This is a genomic window from candidate division WOR-1 bacterium RIFOXYB2_FULL_36_35, from assembly GCA_001771505.1.
In the GTDB taxonomy this organism is placed as follows: domain Bacteria; phylum Margulisbacteria; class WOR-1; order XYC2-FULL-46-14; family XYC2-FULL-37-10; genus XYB2-FULL-36-35.
Genome location: MEUA01000009.1, coordinates 1 through 16961, shown reverse-complemented (window position 1 = coordinate 16961; position 16961 = coordinate 1). Strand labels below are relative to the sequence as shown.

12 protein-coding genes, 2 tRNA genes and 2 rRNA genes are annotated in these 16961 nt (G+C 38.6%); 8 read left to right on the top strand and 8 right to left on the bottom strand.

Annotated elements, in window-relative coordinates; translation table 11 throughout:
* Positions 1-44: 44 nt before the first annotated feature.
* Together A2290_02175 and A2290_02170 are read left to right on the top strand one after the other, a co-directional pair.
* Positions 45-602 (top strand): hypothetical protein, encoded by a 558-nt coding sequence (locus tag A2290_02175; GenBank protein OGC16414.1) that lies wholly within the window; start codon positions 45-47, stop codon positions 600-602.
* Positions 603-611: 9 nt separating this feature from the next.
* Positions 612-884, top strand: a complete 273-nt coding sequence (locus tag A2290_02170; protein OGC16413.1) for a DUF4325 domain-containing protein — start codon at positions 612-614, stop codon at positions 882-884.
* A 66-nt stretch (positions 885-950) separates the two neighbouring features.
* On the opposite strand, the gene A2290_02165 is transcribed toward A2290_02170, so the two are convergent.
* A complete protein-coding gene (locus A2290_02165; protein OGC16412.1) occupies positions 951-1661 on the bottom strand; it encodes a hypothetical protein in 711 nt (236 codons plus the stop codon).
* Between the two features lie 181 nt (positions 1662-1842).
* Here A2290_02165 and A2290_02160 point away from each other — a divergent pair, with 181 nt between their 5' ends.
* Positions 1843-4305, top strand: coding sequence for a hypothetical protein (locus tag A2290_02160; GenBank protein OGC16411.1), 2463 nt, complete (start codon positions 1843-1845; stop codon positions 4303-4305).
* Between the two features lie 107 nt (positions 4306-4412).
* On the opposite strand, the gene A2290_02155 is transcribed toward A2290_02160, so the two are convergent.
* On the bottom strand, positions 4413-5702 hold the full coding sequence (locus A2290_02155; GenBank protein ID OGC16410.1) for a hypothetical protein: 1290 nt from the start codon (positions 5700-5702) through the stop codon (positions 4413-4415).
* 218 nt (positions 5703-5920) lie between these two features.
* Here A2290_02155 and A2290_02150 point away from each other — a divergent pair, with 218 nt between their 5' ends.
* Positions 5921-6439, top strand: coding sequence for a TIGR00725 family protein (locus A2290_02150; GenBank protein OGC16409.1), 519 nt, complete (start codon positions 5921-5923; stop codon positions 6437-6439).
* 7 nt (positions 6440-6446) lie between these two features.
* Here A2290_02150 and A2290_02145 read toward each other — a convergent pair whose 3' ends face one another.
* From A2290_02145 to A2290_02120, 6 genes are read right to left on the bottom strand one after another with little or no spacing between them, the layout of a single operon-like run.
* Complete coding sequence (locus tag A2290_02145) at positions 6447-8801, bottom strand: hypothetical protein (protein OGC16408.1); 2355 nt, start codon at positions 8799-8801, stop codon at positions 6447-6449.
* On the bottom strand, positions 8798-9874 hold the full coding sequence (locus A2290_02140; GenBank protein ID OGC16407.1) for a hypothetical protein: 1077 nt from the start codon (positions 9872-9874) through the stop codon (positions 8798-8800). Before A2290_02140 ends, A2290_02145 begins: the two co-directional genes overlap by 4 nt.
* Complete coding sequence (locus A2290_02135) at positions 9871-10065, bottom strand: 30S ribosomal protein S21 (GenBank protein ID OGC16406.1); 195 nt, start codon at positions 10063-10065, stop codon at positions 9871-9873. Before A2290_02135 ends, A2290_02140 begins: the two co-directional genes overlap by 4 nt.
* Before the next feature lie 39 nt (positions 10066-10104).
* Positions 10105-10449 (bottom strand): histidine triad nucleotide-binding protein, encoded by a 345-nt coding sequence (locus tag A2290_02130; protein ID OGC16405.1) that lies wholly within the window; start codon positions 10447-10449, stop codon positions 10105-10107.
* Positions 10446-11126 (bottom strand): hypothetical protein, encoded by a 681-nt coding sequence (locus tag A2290_02125; GenBank protein ID OGC16404.1) that lies wholly within the window; start codon positions 11124-11126, stop codon positions 10446-10448. The genes A2290_02130 and A2290_02125 overlap by 4 nt, the downstream gene beginning before the upstream one ends.
* Positions 11099-11836, bottom strand: a complete 738-nt coding sequence (locus A2290_02120; protein OGC16403.1) for a hypothetical protein — start codon at positions 11834-11836, stop codon at positions 11099-11101. Before A2290_02120 ends, A2290_02125 begins: the two co-directional genes overlap by 28 nt.
* A 434-nt stretch (positions 11837-12270) precedes the next feature.
* On the opposite strand from A2290_02120, the gene A2290_02115 reads away from it, so the two are divergent.
* The 4 genes from A2290_02115 to A2290_02100 form a co-directional block, all read left to right on the top strand.
* A 16S ribosomal RNA gene (locus A2290_02115) occupies positions 12271-13781 on the top strand.
* A 187-nt stretch (positions 13782-13968) separates the two neighbouring features.
* Positions 13969-14042 (top strand) — tRNA-Ile (locus A2290_02110).
* Positions 14043-14141: 99 nt separating this feature from the next.
* Positions 14142-14214 (top strand) — tRNA-Ala (locus A2290_02105).
* 192 nt (positions 14215-14406) lie between these two features.
* Positions 14407-16961: ribosomal RNA gene (locus A2290_02100) — 23S ribosomal RNA — on the top strand; the annotation flags it as partial.

Below are 16961 nucleotides of genomic sequence, written 5' to 3'. Positions count from 1 at the left end.
GAAATTTCATGCAATTTTTAGGGGAATTGTTGTATAATAAAAAAATGGACATTCAATCGTTAAAAAATAAAGAAATTGATAATGTTCTTAAATGGATTCAACAGGAAAAGACATCAATTTATGATAATGTTTTTCAGTGTCAGACGAGAGATGTTTTTAAGGCTAAACTGGATAATTTTTATGTTGAAACAAAAGACTCTTTACTTATAGCTGTTGCTGGTGAAATAGGGAATAATTCTTTTGACCATAATTTAGGTTCATGGCTCGATGTTGTTGGGCTCCTATTTAAAGTATTGAGTGCTGAAAAAATTGTAATTCTTGCGGATAGAGGTCAGGGGATTAGAGCGACTTTAAGCAGAATTGTTCCCGAAATTAAAAGTGATAAAGAGGCATTAGAGATTGCTTTTACTAGGGTGATTTCCGGCAGAAGTCCGGAACGACGGGGGAACGGTCTCAAATTTGTTTCATCAGCCATGCAAAATAACGGTTTTTCTTTGTGGTTTCAGTCTGGAACGGGGGCTGTTTCGATTTCAAATAAAGAAATTAAATTCTTTGAGAATAGCTTTAATATAAAAGGTTGTATTGCTATAATTAAGTATTAGGAGTAATTTGTGAAAATAGAGATAAAAAAATTCGGAAAGATATTAGTGTCAAGGCCTGATGGGAGAGAAGCTTTTTCTGCGGCAAAAGCATATATTTTTCCAAAAGAGATGAAAGAAATTACATTAGATTTTGATGGAGTAGATGTTTTATCTCCTTCTTGGGCAGACGAATTCATTTCTGGCATAAAAAGCAACTTTAAGGGCATAAAAATTAATTTTATAAACACAGACAATCAATCAGTAAAAGCCACTTTGGATATGCTTTTGTCTTTAGGCAATTAACCCCAATTATTTATACCAGAAGGGATTTCAATCCCCGATCATGATGATCGGGATTGATTCCTGATTTTACTGTGAACAATCTATTGTTACAAGCTTATATGGAGCAAAAGCTGGGTCTTCTGGAGCTAACATCCTAATCATTGAACCCAATAATTGAGCTGGGTGATAACCTAAAGTTCCTATTTTTGACTTAAAGGCACGTGGCGTTTTTACAAAGGCTGTTTCTTTGTCAGAGATTTCAAAAGAGACACCTGGCTTCCCAGTCTCGCTGCCATCAACAAATACTTCAGAAATTAAGATGGGCAATGAGGGATCTGATGGCACTTGGCATACAATATTAACATTTGTATAAAATTCTGCCCCTCTGCATGTCAGTGGACGTAATGCAATTGTAGAGATTGGGGAGCTGGTTTGATAAGTTCTTTTAGATTCATTAGATGGCAAGCCTTTTTGTTCTGTTAAAAAGCGACGTTTAACAGCTTCATTAATTGAAGGAAGTAATGTTTGAAAAAGTAATGATTCTGGAGTTAACTCATTCAATTTCTCCAAGGGTAGTGACGCAAGGGCGGGAAGAATATAAAATAATCTTGAAGCATAGTGTTCAATCTCTTTATGTGTAAAGGCTTCAATGTAGTAATGGTCAGAATTAAAAGCGCCAATTAAATCCCCCAATTTTAAAACAACTGTTCTTTTATGAGCGAATGTTATTTTGGGCTGTAAAGCAGTTTCGCCTCTTTTCACTAGAGCAACAGAATGTGGAGGTACTTTTATTGGCATGTTTTTTTCTCCTTTTTTATACATATATATCGTTTTTTTTTTTTTTGAAATTTCAACCAGAAGTAAGGGGGGTCACCATGTCCGTAGAATTTTCTAAAGGGGGGATCTTTTTATTGAAATTTCTGATATTTTAGTACGAAAGAAATAGAGGTTTTGATTTGTTTTAAGGAGGAATTATTTTATGGTTGGAATTAATAGGGATACTTTTGTTAAACCCAGAACTGCGATAGATTCACTTACTTCATTTTTTAAACCGGAAAAGACAACCCCTCTTGATAGAAGGCGATTACTTTTTGGAATGGCGGGGATTGGAGCTACCCTTGCTACTATTACAACAGTTGTAGATACAGCGCAACCAAAGAAGACAACAGAAATAACTTCAGATTTATATAGGCCGGCAGATGATACAAGGGCAGCTTTAGAGACTTTTTACGCAGCCATGCAGATTGTAAGCGGTAAAGCGGGGGAGCTGTTTAACCGTCACAATTCTTTGTTTACCCGCACAGTCCGTGTTGAGTGGAAAACGGATCATCAAGAATCATATCAGGATTGTAGTAGAGATAGTAATGGCAATAGTACTTGTGTTACTAAGTATAGAACGGTAACGCGTCATCATGACCGCGAAGAGACAATAAATATAGACCAGGATATGAGGAATATTAATGCCGAATATCTTGGGGATATAAATACATATTATGGAAAAGCTTTAGGATCAGTTGGGCATTTCAGAGATAATAACCTGAAACTTTTAGAAGGGGAGCTTGGGTCTGTTGATTGGTTAAAAGAAAATTCCGATGAGTTTGCTGCAAATTTCACGTTTCATTGGACAGAAGGGAATGTAAGTACAGGATGGCAGACAGCTATAGCTACGGCCATAGGATTACCCGCGACTGCCCTCTTTTTGTTTTATGGAAATCTGGTGGATATGATTAATGGGCATAGAAATTCACATTTTACGACTAGATATAGACTGAATGATTATCTGAGAGAAAAGAGTGCGCGGGAAGATAGAGACGAAATGAAATTGACAAGACGGTCTCTACTTCAAGTTATAGGAGGGGCTGGTGCTGCAACCCTTGCTTTTGGCGGTAAGGAGCGTTATGAGAAACGTTCTGAGGAGATACGAGCTGAGGGGGAGAAAGGGATTCGTAACTTTATAATTAGAGGAAATAAATTGGATGAAGCTCTGCTTTTTTTGAATTTTTTTAATAATAATCCTGAAGATATTATAAAAGAATTAGAAACATATGCTTATAATCTTCGTTTACTCACTTTTGAAGAAATTGATCTATCTGTAAGAAATGGATTGATAAGATTGGATGAAGAAGAACGAAAAATTAGACACTCTGCTGATTTTGGCGCTTATAGCATAAGAACTACACGTAAAGATGACAATTATAACCCAGAGGATATTAGAAATTATCTAAGCCTAGCGCATAGTGTGGCAGACGAAATAGATTCTGTTCTTGATGGGCTAAAAACTTTCTTTAAAGAAGGGGTTCCTAAATCTTTGCTTCCAGCTATGCGTGCTTGTTATATTACAGATGGTGTTAATAGTGTTGTTTCCCATGAACACTCGCGTCATATGTGGGGGCTTGCCGGTGATTTGGGCATATTATATGGTTCGGCATTGGTTCTTTTGCTTGCATCAGAGATAAATGGGGCTCATCACAAAGCAGCGTATAACCTTGTTCAAGGGATGTTTGATTTTGTAGACAGGCGAAAATTATCTGCGTTTGAAATTGTTTCTCACTTAAAAGGGTCACTTTCCTATGAGGAGAAAAACGCTGTTTTTGGTGACGAAGAAATTGTTCAAGCAGTGAAAGGCAATATTGCTGCACTTAAAAAGTTTGGCGGCGCTTATACAGAAACAGGCGTAGTTTTTGCTCCGGTTAGGGATTATCTTGGAAGGTTTGAAAGAAAAGCAAGAGATGACCTTAATCGTCAAATAGAGGGTTTGTCTGAAGAGGCGATAATTGACCTGTATATTGAAAAAGCGCTTGTCTTTTTTGCAAGAAAGCAGCTTAGTCCAAAAGGTTTAATGCAGGCGATGAAAGAAGGTAAAAGTAAAGGCGGGCCTGTGTCAAAACCTAATATTGATGAATTGAAGGGGAAAGTTGCCGAGTTTATTAAAGAGGGGGAACAATATTTTATTTTTGATCTTATAGATGCTGGATTAATTGATGATAATGAGCCTGAAGAAGATTGGCTTACCACGGAAAGTTCTGATCTGCGGAATAATATAAATTATTGGGCTGACAGGATTTTGGGGTATTTTACGTCATCTCAATCTATGCAAGCTGCTCTCGGCATTTTGCCCCTTAATTGGTCACTAATGAGTAAAGAAGGGGCTCAGACGCTTTCCCGTGAGGAAGTTTTAACTGCTTTTGTGGAAGTTGTAAGAGGAGAAATTAATTCTACTAAAGAGAAATCTAAAATTAAAAAAGAGATAGAAGCTGCTTTAACTGGGGATTCTGTTCATAGAGATCGTCCTGCTCGTAGTATTTCTGACGAAGAGATTGCAAATCGTGTTCTCCTTAGAAAATTAAAAGAGACAGCTGAAGCACATAAAGGGTTTGATGTTTTGTCTGAAAATGAGCCTAGATTGAAAGCCGCTTTGGCTGAAGCTGTTCAAAATATTTAACCCCGATTATTTACCCCGATTAGGAAATCGGGGTTCATAGACGAACAGAATTCTAGCAGAGTGTTGGAAATTTTCCCATGTATTTACCCCTATTTGGATAATCGGGGTTAACATAGTCCCATCTTTAAAACAGCAGAGAGCGTTGTTTTAATCTCTTCCGCCTTTAAAATGCCGCTCTCTTTTGATGAGAGACCTATAATTTTATGTTCTATACCTCTTATATTTACTATTTTTGGGCAAAATAAATTTTTTAACGGATCAATGGAAGTTAGTATTTGTAGCGGATCATAAAAAGGGACTAACTTTGCACTCTTGTAAACTGTTTCTCCATAGGTTGCACTTGCATATTTCCAGAATTCATCAAAAGAGATGTCGGGATCTTCGGGATAGGTTTTATCGTATTCTTTTCTTTTTGTTTCTAAATCTGAAACAACCTCTGTAAGTGTTTTTTCTCCTTCGTATGCTCCAAGATTTGCGAGTGGAGAATGTAAAAACCAGTCTATATCCTTGCTTTCATCCCATGTTCCCCGATATTGATTTCCAACGGGAGCAAGAGCTGATCGAAAAAAAGAAGATATGAGATTCTTTCTCATATCTTTCATTCTACTGACAAGGGGATGTTCTCCCAATTCTTCGAAAATGGAAGAATCCAAAGCTACAGGATAAACGCCATCTCTGGATAATGTTGAAGTAGGTATGTTTTGTCTTTGTAATTTTTTGTAAAGTAATTGTGCCGATGCGTAGTCAAAGGTGTTATTTGATGCAATTTTGTTTGGAGTAAGAAATTCTCTTCTTAGTAATAAGTTTCCAAACTTATCAGTTGTAACTCCGCTCATTAGTCCTATTTCTTTAATTTTTCTATTTGCTAACCCTGGATATTGCGATAGGGGGCCGCTAAATAATTGAGCAAAATCTGTCATGGCAGAAAGTGCGTATAATGTTACTCTTTGATCGTAAGATATGTTGTTTATGAGTATGTTCATCATGAGGTTTGTTGCTTCTTCAAAGTGTGGCTGGATATTTGTTTCTAATTCAGCAAATTCATCATCTCTTAAGACTTTTCTTCCCCTTATATTGGATCCTTTGCCGATAGCAATATTATGTAACCCTAAAAGAGCAAGTTCTTGGTGCGCGACCATGGCTCTTTTTTCACTTGGATATAAATTTACAATGACAGCCTGTATATCTATGTAGCCTAGCTTTTGTAGTGCGGCTGCAGTTATATGTGCTGCTGTTTCATCCAAATCTTCAAGGGGAGAGGTATTTAATATTACTTTTTGCGGATGAGCGGGCCTATTTTTTATTAAATATTCAAGGATTTTTGTTTCCGGGTTTGTAAATAGAGGCCTTTTTATCGACGGTGAAACTAACGTAGTTTTATTATTTTGTATAATCATTGTCTTTATTCGTTTTTTTATTCTTTTACATAATCTGATTTTACTAAGAAAACATGAATTCCTGCTTGCGCGGGAAAAACATAGTTAAAATAATAATATTTTTGACACTAGCTAATCTAACATCTCTTTTTCTTAATATATCTGCATTAATTTCACCCCGATTATCATAATCGGGGTTTATTGAATCTCTTTTTGAATTATGTTAGCATAAATAAATTATGAAAAAGAAAATTTTTATATCGGTAATTGGAGAGAGCCATGCTTCGGAGGATATAGCAAAACTGGCGGAAGAAGTGGGTTATGAAATAGCTAAAGCCGGTGCGGTTTTGGTTTGTGGCGGGTTAAAAGGAGTTATGGAATATGCTTGCAAAGGGGCAAAAATGGGGAGGGGGACGACGATCGGTATTCTTCCTGGAAGCAAGAGAGAGGATGCTAATCCTTATATTGATTATCCTATAGTTACAGGCATCGGATATGCGAGAAATAAACTGGTCGTAAAATCAGGCCATGTAGTTATTGCAGTGGGGGGGAGTTATGGCACTCTTTCAGAAATTGCTTTTACCTTGGGGTATGGAATTCCTCTAGTTGGGTTAAAAACCTGGAAATTTATCCATCATAACGGTAAGTTTGATGATAAGATGCATTATGTTAAAACGCCCAGGAAAGCTGTTAATCTTGCTCTTGAGCTTGCTCTGCAGGCGAAGAACCCATTAGAAAAGCACGAATACCATACGTAAAAGCAGTTTAAGGAATTTTGTATAATAATCTTTTTTGGGCTATCTCATATGTTATCTCAGATTGTTCTACTTCTTTATAAAGATCCAAGGCTTCTTTTACTTTGCCCGTCTTATAAAATAGATCAGCCAAGTTCAATTTAACAGCAGGAAGGTTGGGATTTAATTCCAGCGCTTTTTTTAAAATATAATTTGCTTCATTGTGCGAATTATTTAAAAATAAGATTAGTCCGAGATTATTTAAAACAATGGGGGATGCGGGTTCCAATTCAAAGGCTTTGCGTAAATTATTTAAAGCTTCCGAGTTTTTTTTGTTGATTATTTGTGTTATGGCTAAATTATTAAGGCCCGCAACGTAGTTTGGATCAAGTTGTACTGCTAGAGCAAATTCTTCTTCAGCTGTAGATGACATCCCTTTCATAAAAAATTCCAAGCCGCTATTATTATAATTTTGTCCGAAAGATACTGAGAGAGCCTGTTTACTGATACCGCGTTTTAATTCTTGTCCCCACATGCCCAAAAAGTCCATTTTTCCCAGATCTTTTATAATAAGTACAAAACTTTTGTTTTGCAGCGCGCCTAAACTTGTTTTTCTCAAAAACTGCATTTTATATTTTACATAAGGGTAATCTATATCTTCTTGTTGAATTTCTTCCAACGTTCTTATTGCTGAACGGATATTGCCTTGTGCTTCATAGGTTAACGCCAGTCCAAATCTTGTTTTTTTCTGTAAATCGGTTGACTCTTCTGAAATAAATTGTAAGCTTTTTTTAAAAGCATCTGCCGATTGATCATAAAGGCCTTCATAACGATAGAAATTACCAAGAAGTGAGTAAACATAGGCGGCTTTTTGTGTGTCTTTACTTGCTGCTTGAAGTTCGCGTATGGCATCTTCTTTCATTTCAAGTTCTATGTAAAGTTTTCCTAAATCTAAGTGTAGAGATAATTTCCATTCATCTTCGGCAATCCGTTTTTTTAGTTGTTCAGTTTCAAGTTCAATCTCTTTAAGCCTGGCCTGTTTATATTTTTCATGTATGGTTGTATCATAAGGCGATATTTTTAATGCTTTATGAAGGGATTCTCTTGCTTTGCTGCACAATTTTTGCCTTAAAAAAATTTCTGCCTGAAGAATTAATGCCTGGCTGTTTTGGTTGTTGAGCTTTAAAATTTTTTCAACTTCAACATTCGCGCTGAAAAAATCATTTTTTGAGAGATATACATAACCTAAACATTCCCGCATTTCATTGCTTTGTTTAATCAAACCTTTACTTTTGTTTATAACCCATTCTGCAGAATCAGGGTAAATGTCAAGCAGGGATTTTATCTCTTTTGAGGCTTCAACAAAGTTGTCATCTTTAAGATAATTTTCTATTAAAAATTGTCTGGCCAAAAACTGATTAGGATATTTCTTTATGATGGTTTTCACACCCTCAACAGCCTTAGTCTGGTAATCAGGATTGCTTTTAATCAGTTTATAATATTCTTCAATTGCTTCACTGTAATTTTCTTTTAATGATAAAACTTCCGCCAAAGAGAGAGTTGCTTCCGGATGAATAGGATAGTTTTTTAATATATCTTTTAATTTGCTTATGACATCATCTGCTTTGTTTGGATCTATTTTTATTATTTCCATCAATTTTTTTATGGCTGATTCGGGCCTTAAAGACTTGCAATATGTTATGGATAATAATTCTCTTATGGAGATAGAATCTATTTTTTTAAGCAACAAAGCTTCTAAACGATGTATAACTTCTGATGAAACTTCAGGATCGTCTTCATACATTAAAAAATATTTTTCTGCGGATTTTTCATAATTTTCGGTTCGCTGGTATAGCTCAGCAAGCATCCTCAAGTTTTTTTTATCAGAGGGGAGGTCTTCATAAAATTCTATGGCATCTTCAAGTCTTCCTTTTTCTAAGTACACAGAAGCCAGCATTTCAGATATTGAAATATCTTTTACCCCGAGTTTGAGGGCCTTTTCCAACAGATTCATTGCAAAGTCTATTTTTTCCTGTTTAATGTATATTTTACCTAAAAGATTATAAGCTTGTAAATTTAAGGGATCAAGCTCTATCAATTCTTCAAGTTCTAAAATTGCCATATCAAGATCATTATCCGCTAAATAAAAACTTATTAGCGACAGCCTAACTTGTGTGTCAAATGGTTTTGACGTTGCTAATTCTTCGTGATCAAGTATAATCTCTGAAATAATTTGAGGAGAAAATAGTTTTGCAAGGTTATATTCTTCTCTTGCTTGTTTATAATATCCGTTTATTAAGTAGTATTTTCCCAGGTTTCTTAAAAGCTCAGGATTTCTAGGTTGTTTTTGCAATTCTTTGGATAATAAATCAAGTTCGGCAATCATTTAAATTTGACCTCTCTATAAAGTAAGACAACTCCTAATATACCAAAAAGAAATTGCGGCGTCCATGCAGCTAAAATTGGATCAACAATTCCTCCTCGCCCGAGAGATCTGAAAACCGAGGCGAAAACATAAAAAGTAAACATGATAACTATTGTAAGCATCATTCCCCATGTGCGGCCGCTTTTTATAGTAGGAAGGGAAAGGGGCAATCCAATAATAGCAAAAATAAAAGATGTTAACGGAACAGAAAACTTCATCAAATAGTCTGTTCTAAGCGGGTTTGTACTAACTCCGCTTTTTTCTAGCTGATTTATTTTATAAATAAGTTCTATAGAATTCATTTGCTCCGGGGTTTTTTGTGCGGAAATAGTTAAAGGATCCTCATTTAAATTCATTTCTATTGCTTCAAAAGAGGCTTCATAGGATAAGCGGCCTTCATCATCAAACTTGTGAATATTGCCGTTATATAATGTTATTTTTAATCCTTCTATTTTGGCTTTTTTCGCTGTTGTTACTCTGGGAATTATCTCTCCTGCTAATTCATAAACCATGATATTTTCTAATGTTTTATCCTGATTGTTTATTTTTTTTACATAAAAATAGCGGTTGTAAGCGTCCTTAAAAAATACATCTTCTTTTATTTCAGGCAATGGATTTTTTAAAACTATTTCTTGGATTATTTCCTGGGAACGTTGATTGGCAAAAGGGACGAGTTTTTCGTTGGTAAAAAAGGCTATAGCTGAAACTATAATTGAGAAAATAATAATTGGAAACACTATTCTGCCAAAAGAGATGCCAGAAGTTCTCAGCGCTGAAAGTTCATTGTCTTTCCCCATTCTTCCCATTGCCATGGCAATTCCGAAAAGCGTAGCTACTGGAAAAGTCATAACCATAATATAAGGAAGCTTATAGAGCATCAGTAGCAAAACAGAAGGAAAGGGGATCCCTTTATTAATAATTAGGTCTACGAATGTAAAAAGCAGGTCGACAATCATAACCAATACAAAACCTATTATTCCAAGGAGAAAGGGAGATATTGTCTCTTTAAATAAATATCTATCTAGGATTTTCAATCTTCTTCGTGTTGACGTCTTTGTTCCCGTCTTTTTGCTTTTTCTTTTTCTTTGCGACGTCTTTGGCTAGGCTTTTCATAAAATTCCCGTTTTTTTATTTCGTCGATTATGCCTTCGCGCCGCATTTTCATTTTGAATTTTTTTAAAACTTTATCTATAGACTCATTTTCTGAAACATTAATTTTTGTCATTTTTTATCTCACCATCCTTATTAATCTTTTTATCGATTATTACCCGGGAGGCCATTGCATTTTTCTTCCACCAAGAATATGGAAGTGTAAATGATCTACGGCTTGTCCCGCATCTGATCCATGGTTTGCAACAACTCTAAAACCACTTTCTATTATACCAGTTTTTTGCGCAATATTTTGAATGGTTTTTATGATCTTTGAAATGATTTGAGAGTGTTCCTTTTTAACCTGGGAGATAGAAGCTATATGTGTTTTGGGTATTACAAGAATATGAATTGGCGCTTGAGGATTTATATCGTTAAAGGCAAGAACATCTTCATTTTCAACTAAAATTTCAGCTGGAATTTGTTTGTTTATTATTTTACAAAAGAGACAATCATTCATTTTTTTACATCCTTATTTTCTTGTGTTGTTTCATATTCAAAGCAACACATTAACCGTCCGCATATTCCTGATGTTCTGGTCGGCGATATTTGAAATCCTTGTTCTTTAACGGCTTTTACTGTTATATGTTTTGGTTTTTGAAGCCAAGAGGCGCAACAGAGGGTTCTCCCGCATGGGCCAAGCCCCCCCATAAATTTTGCTTCGTCTCTGGGCGTTAAGGATCTCATGATAATTTCTGCTTTTAGGCTAGTTCCTAAATCTTTGCGATAAGATTTTAGGTCTGGAGTTTTTTTGTCTTTTGATACTTTATAGTAGATGCTAATTCTTTTTGAGTCGAATAAATGTTCAACCTCAATAATTTTTATAGGAAGTTCATATTCTGTAGCTTTTTGAGAAGCTAATTGATATGTTTTTGCTTCTTTATTAGAGAGAGAGTTAACTGTTTTTATATCTTCCGATGTTGCGTATCGGATAACTTTTTTAAGCTTGACATCAGATTCAGCATTTGGAAGATTTTTTGCAAAGGCTATTATTGTCCCAAATTCTTCTCCACGATCTGTTTTTATGATAACAGGGGCGCCTACTTTAATGTTTTCAGTATTATAGCCTTTGATAGGGCATATCCGGTTAAATTTTCTAAGTTTTATTGCTAGTTTTTGTTCCATAATTTTATGCAAAGAGCGTCAATTGCTAATTTATGGTTTGCATTGCGCTCCATTCCTTTTAAAGTTTCTAATATTATTTTTGCTTGTTTTACTTTATGGGCGGTTACATAAATTGAAAAAATTTCCTGAAGTATTTCTGCCGCTGTTTTTTTGTCCGCAAGCAGTTCGGATATTTCTATAAAATTAAAATTTTCACTTTCTATCCTACTTGCTATTTCTTTTGCTTGTGGCGTTGGGTCTGCAGGAAGTGTATCTTCGAAGATAATTCTTTGGCAACGGGATAAAATTGTTTTTGGCAAAATCCCTTCTCGATTGCTGATTAATATAAACACAACATTTTTTGCGGGTTCTTCCAAGATTTTTAAAAAGCTGTTTGCGGCTTCAGTTGTAATTTTGTCTGCTTCAGTAATAATTATAACCTGCCAATTTCCCTCGCTGGGCCCGTACTTAGTTAGATTTTTTATATTTCTTATTTGTTCTATTTTTATTGAGTTTCCGTCTTTTTCTATTATTATTACATCTGGATGTTTGTTCTTTTTAATTTTTTCGCAGTGAAGACAAAGATTGCAAGGTTTTATTTGATTTGAGCAATTTAGTTGCGATGCAAAATTTATCGCCATGTCAAACTTTGTTTGGTTGTCTCCCCCTGTAAATAAATAAGCGTTTGAAACTTTTCCATTTTTGATAATGCCGGACAATATTTTTTGTGTTCGAGATTCCATGATTTTTAAATTATAACATTTGTGAGTTAGTTTTTCAAAAATTAGATATGCAGGATAGTGTTTCGAGCGTTTTTCCATTTTAAAAAAATAAAAACATTAAAGGATTGAAGTTTAATTCTAGTGTAAAACAATTAACCCCGTTTATGATAATAGGGGTTAATTGTTTTGTAGCATATGACATAATGAATCTTTTTATAGACAAAAACCCACTTGACAAAAAATAAGATTATGGTATGCTTAAAAAGCAAAAGAGGAACGTTTCCTCTAAGTGGGATTCAGGAAGATAAAAACCCTAAGGAATACCCAAGAAAGGGAGTAGGGTTTTTTCGTCTTTTGTGAGTTTTAAATTTGATCTTTGACAACTAAGTAAGTAGAGTTTGGTGCGAGTGCAACCAAATTTTTTTGTTTTGTTTTTTTAGAGTCAACAAACTTTTACTGAGAGTTTGATCTTGGCTCAGGATGAACGCTGGCGGCGTGCTTAACACATGCAAGTTGAACGATCTCCCGGCTTGCCGGGGGAGAGTAGCGGACGGGTGAGTAACACGTAAGTAACCTACCCTCAAGACTGGAACAACCTGCCGAAAGGTGGGCTAATTCCAGATGTGGTTATGAAGACACATGTTTTTTTAACTAAATCCCGCAAGGGGCTTAAGGATGGGCTTGCGGCCTATCAGCTAGTTGGTGAGGTAAAGGCTTACCAAGGCTATGACGGGTAGCTGGTCTGAGAGGATGATCAGCCACAATGGAACTGAGATACGGTCCATACTCCTACGGGAGGCAGCAGTGAGGAATTTTCCGCAATGGGCGAAAGCCTGACGGAGCGACGCCGTGTGTGTGACGAAGTCTTTCGGGATGTAAAACACTGTCAGAGGGGACGATATTGACGGTACCCTCAGAGGAAGCCACGGCTAACTACGTGCCAGCAGCCGCGGTAATACGTAGGTGGCAAGCGTTATCCGGAATTATTGGGCGTAAAGCGCGCGTAGGTGGTTTTGTAAGTCAAATGTTAAAGGCTACGGCTCAACCGTTGTTTGCATTTGATACTGCATTACTAGAGAGAATCAAAGGGAAGCGGAACTTGCAGTGTAGCGGTGAAATGCGTAGATATTGCAAGGAACACCAGTGGCGAAGGCGGCTTCCTAGGGTTTTTCTGACACTGAGGCGCGAAAGCTAGGGGAGCAAACGGGATTAGATACCCCGGTAGTCCTAGCCCTAAACTATGTTCACTAGGTGTTCGAGGTATCGACCCCTTGAGTGCCGCAGCTAACGCGTTAAGTGAACCGCCTGGGAATTACGGCCGCAAGGCTAAAACTCAAAAGAATTGACGGGGGCCCGCACAAGCGGTGGAGCATGTGGTTTAATTCGATGCTACGCGAAGGACCTTACCTGGGTTTGACATCCCGCCAGTAGAAACCTGAAAGGGTAACGATTCCGATTTATCGGGAAAGCGGGACAGGTGCTGCATGGCTGTCGTCAGCTCGTGTCGTGAGATGTTGGGTTAAGTCCCGCAACGAGCGCAACCCCTATTGTTAGTTGATAACGTTAAGTCGATCACTCTAACGAAACTGCCTCGGATAACGAGGAGGAAGGTGGGGACGAGGTCAAGTCATCATGGCCCTTATGCCCAGGGCCACACACGTGCTACAATGCTATGTATAAAGAGAAGCAAATCCGCAAGGTGGAGCAAATCTCAAAAAGCATAGCTCAATTCGGATTGCAGGCTGCAACTCGTCTGCATGAAGCTGGAATCGCTAGTAAACGCAGATCAGACGCGCTGCGTTGAATACGTTCTCGGGCCTTGTACACACCGCCCGTCACACCATGGAAGTCAGAAACACCCAAAGTTTCGACTTGGTCGGAATTAAGGTGGTGCTGATGACTGGGGTGAAGTCGTAACAAGGTAGCCGTACCGGAAGGTGTGGCTGGATCACCTCCTTTCTAAGGAGAATTATGATAAGTTTGTCAAAATTTTTTGATTAAGCTTATTTACTCTAGGTCGGTTGTTATTTATTTATAGATAACAAATGGTTGTATTTGCCCAAACCTACTTATTTAGAACAATTGAGTTATTGATTTTAGTGATGTTTGATTATAATTATTAATAGTAATTAGGGTCTTGTTCAGCTAAAATTGGGCCAATAGCTCAGTTGGTTAGAGCGTACCCCTGATAAGGGTAAGGTCGGTGGTTCGACTCCACCTTGGCCCATTTGAGTAGTTAGTGTGAGTGTGAGTCTTTAGTAGTTAGCACAAGGTACATTTATATATTTACTAAAGATTAAAGACACACTCAAGCTCACACTTTGGTGGGGCCGTAGCTCAGCTGGGAGAGCGCCTGGTTTGCATCCAGGAGGCCAGGAGTTCAATCCTCCTCGGCTCCATTTGAGTAGTTAGTGTGAGTGTGGGTAATTAGTAGTTAGAGTATTATATATTAAATTTTCATACTAAATACTAAAGATTCACACTCAAACTTACACTTGATAGCCATCATGGCATAGCTCTTTGATAATTGAATATAAGATGTAGATAGAGAACACAGGTAATGAAATGATACGAGAATTTATTCTTGTCCGAACATAATTAAGGGCTCATGGAGGATACCTAGGCACTGCAAGGCGATGAAGGACGTGACTGGCTGCGATAAGCCTCGGGGAGCTGTCAAAGTAGCTTTGATCCGGGGATTTCCGAATGGGGAAACCTACTAAGAGTAATGTCTTAGTATCCCGACTTTACGTCGGGAAGCGATACCAGGAGAACTGAAACATCTAAGTAACTTGAGGAAAATAAATCAATTGAGATTTCGGTAGTAGCGGCGAGCGAAACCGAAAGAGCCTAAACCTTCTCGATTTATCGGGGAGGGGTTGCGGGACCACGATATGATATCTTGAAACCTAATTAAATCTTGCTGGAAAGCGGAACCATAGAAGGTGATAGTCCTGTAAATGAAAGGTTTAAAGAGTCTAGTGGTATCCCAAGTACTTCGGGACACGTGAAATCCCGAGGGAATCAGGGTGGACCATCATCCAAGGCTAAATACTATGCAGTGACCGATAGCGAACTAGTACCGTGAGGGAAAGGTTAAAAGAACCCAGGAATGGGAGTGAAATAGAACTTGAAACCATGTGCCTACAAGCAGTTAGAGTCCCGGCTTTATGTCGGGATGATAGCATGCCTATTGAAGAATGAGCCGGCGACTTACAGTTGCAAGCAAGCTTTAGGGTTTTTAGCCCGAGGCGTAGCGAAAGCGAGTCTGAAAGGGCGATTTAGTTTGCAGTTGTAGACCCGAAACCGAAGCGATCTATCCTTGAGCAGGGTGAACCACGAGTAAAATCGTGGGGAGGCCCGAACGGGTTGATGTTGAAAAATCTTCCGATGACTTGAGGATAGTAGTGAAAAGCTAATCGAGCTCGGAGATATCTGGTTCTCCCCGAAATGGTTTTAGGGCCAGCCTTAAGTTTATCTTTATGGGGGTAGAGTACAGTTTGAACTAGGGCCTCGAAAGGGGTTCCAACTTCTTGCTAACTCCGAATACTATAAAGTCATTGCTTAGGAGTGAGAGTGCGAGGGATAAGCTTCGTGCTCAAAAGGGAAACAGCCCAGACCGTCAGCTAAGGTCCCGAAGTTTAAACTAAGTGGTTAAGGAAGTGAGATTCCAAAAACAGCCAGGAGGTTGGCTTAGAAGCAGCCATCCTTTAAAGAGTGCGTAACAGCTCACTGATCGAGGAATTTTGCGCCGAAAATACACGGGGCTCAAGTTTAACACCGAAGCTACGGATTGTTCTCTCGGTTTACCGAGGGAATTGTGGTAGGGGAGCGTTCTGTTGTAGGTTGAAGTTCAGACGTGAGTCTGGATGAACGAAACAGAAGTGAGAATGTCGGCATAAGTAACGAAAAGACGGGTGGAAATCCCGTCCGCTGGAAGTCCAAGGTTTCCTGGGGAAGGCTCGTCCTCCCAGGGTTAGTCGATATCTAAGCTGAGGCCGAGAGGCGTAAGCGATGGCAATACGGTTAATATTCCGTAACCGCCTGCAGCGTTAATGTTTTAGGGGACGCAGGAGAATAGGTCAGCCACTTAGTGGATTGTGGTTTTTGTCCTGAAGTAATTTGGGATGAATCGATCCTGAGCGCAAGCAAGGGAGAAGTGATTGACTTCACACTGACGAGAAAAGCCTAATTCATTGTTGCAGACGATCGTACTACAAACCGACACAGGTGGACAGGCTGAATAAGCCAAAGCGCGCGAGATAACTCTCTCTAAGGAACTCGGCAAAATGACCCCGTAACTTAGGAAGAAGGGGTTCCCAACTTTACGTTGGGACGCAGATTCTAGACTCCTGCAACTGTTTATCAAAAACACAGGTCTCTGCAAACCCGCAAGGGGATGTATAGGGGCTGATGCCTGCCCAGTGCTGGAACGTTAAGGGGCGTGTTGAGATTATATCAAGATACAAACCGAAGCGCCAGTGAACGGCGGCCGTAACTATAACGGTCCTAAGGTAGCGAAATTCCTTGTCAGGTAAGTTCTGACCCGCACGAAAGGCATAATGACAGGAGTGCTGTCTCGGAGAGAGACTCGGTGAAATTGGTATGGCTGTGAAGACACGGCCTACCTGCATCAGGACAGAAAGACCCCGTGGAGCTTTACTGTATCTTAGCTTTGGATTTCGATGCAGCTTGCCTAGTATAGGTGGGAGGCTATGAAACCTCGACTTAGGTCGGGGTGGAGCCAACAGTGGAATACCACCCTAGTAGCGTTGGAGTTCTAACCTGATTTGTGAAAAATTAGGGACAGAGTTAGGTGGGCAGTTTGACTGGGGCGGTCGCCTCCTAAAGAGTAACGGAGGCGTTCAAAGGTTCCCTCAGCACGGTTGGAAATCGTGCGTCGAGTGCAAAAGCATAAGGGAGCTTGACTGTGAGACGTACATGTCGAACAGGGACGAAAGTCGGATTTAGTGATCCGGTGGCACTGAATGGAATGGCCATCGCTCAACGGATAAAAGTTACCCCGGGGATAACAGGCTGATCGCATCCAAGAGTTCATATCGACGATGCGGTTTGGCACCTCGATGTCGGCTCGTCGCATCCTGGAGCTGGAGCAGGTTCCAAGGGTTGGGCTGTTCGCCCATTA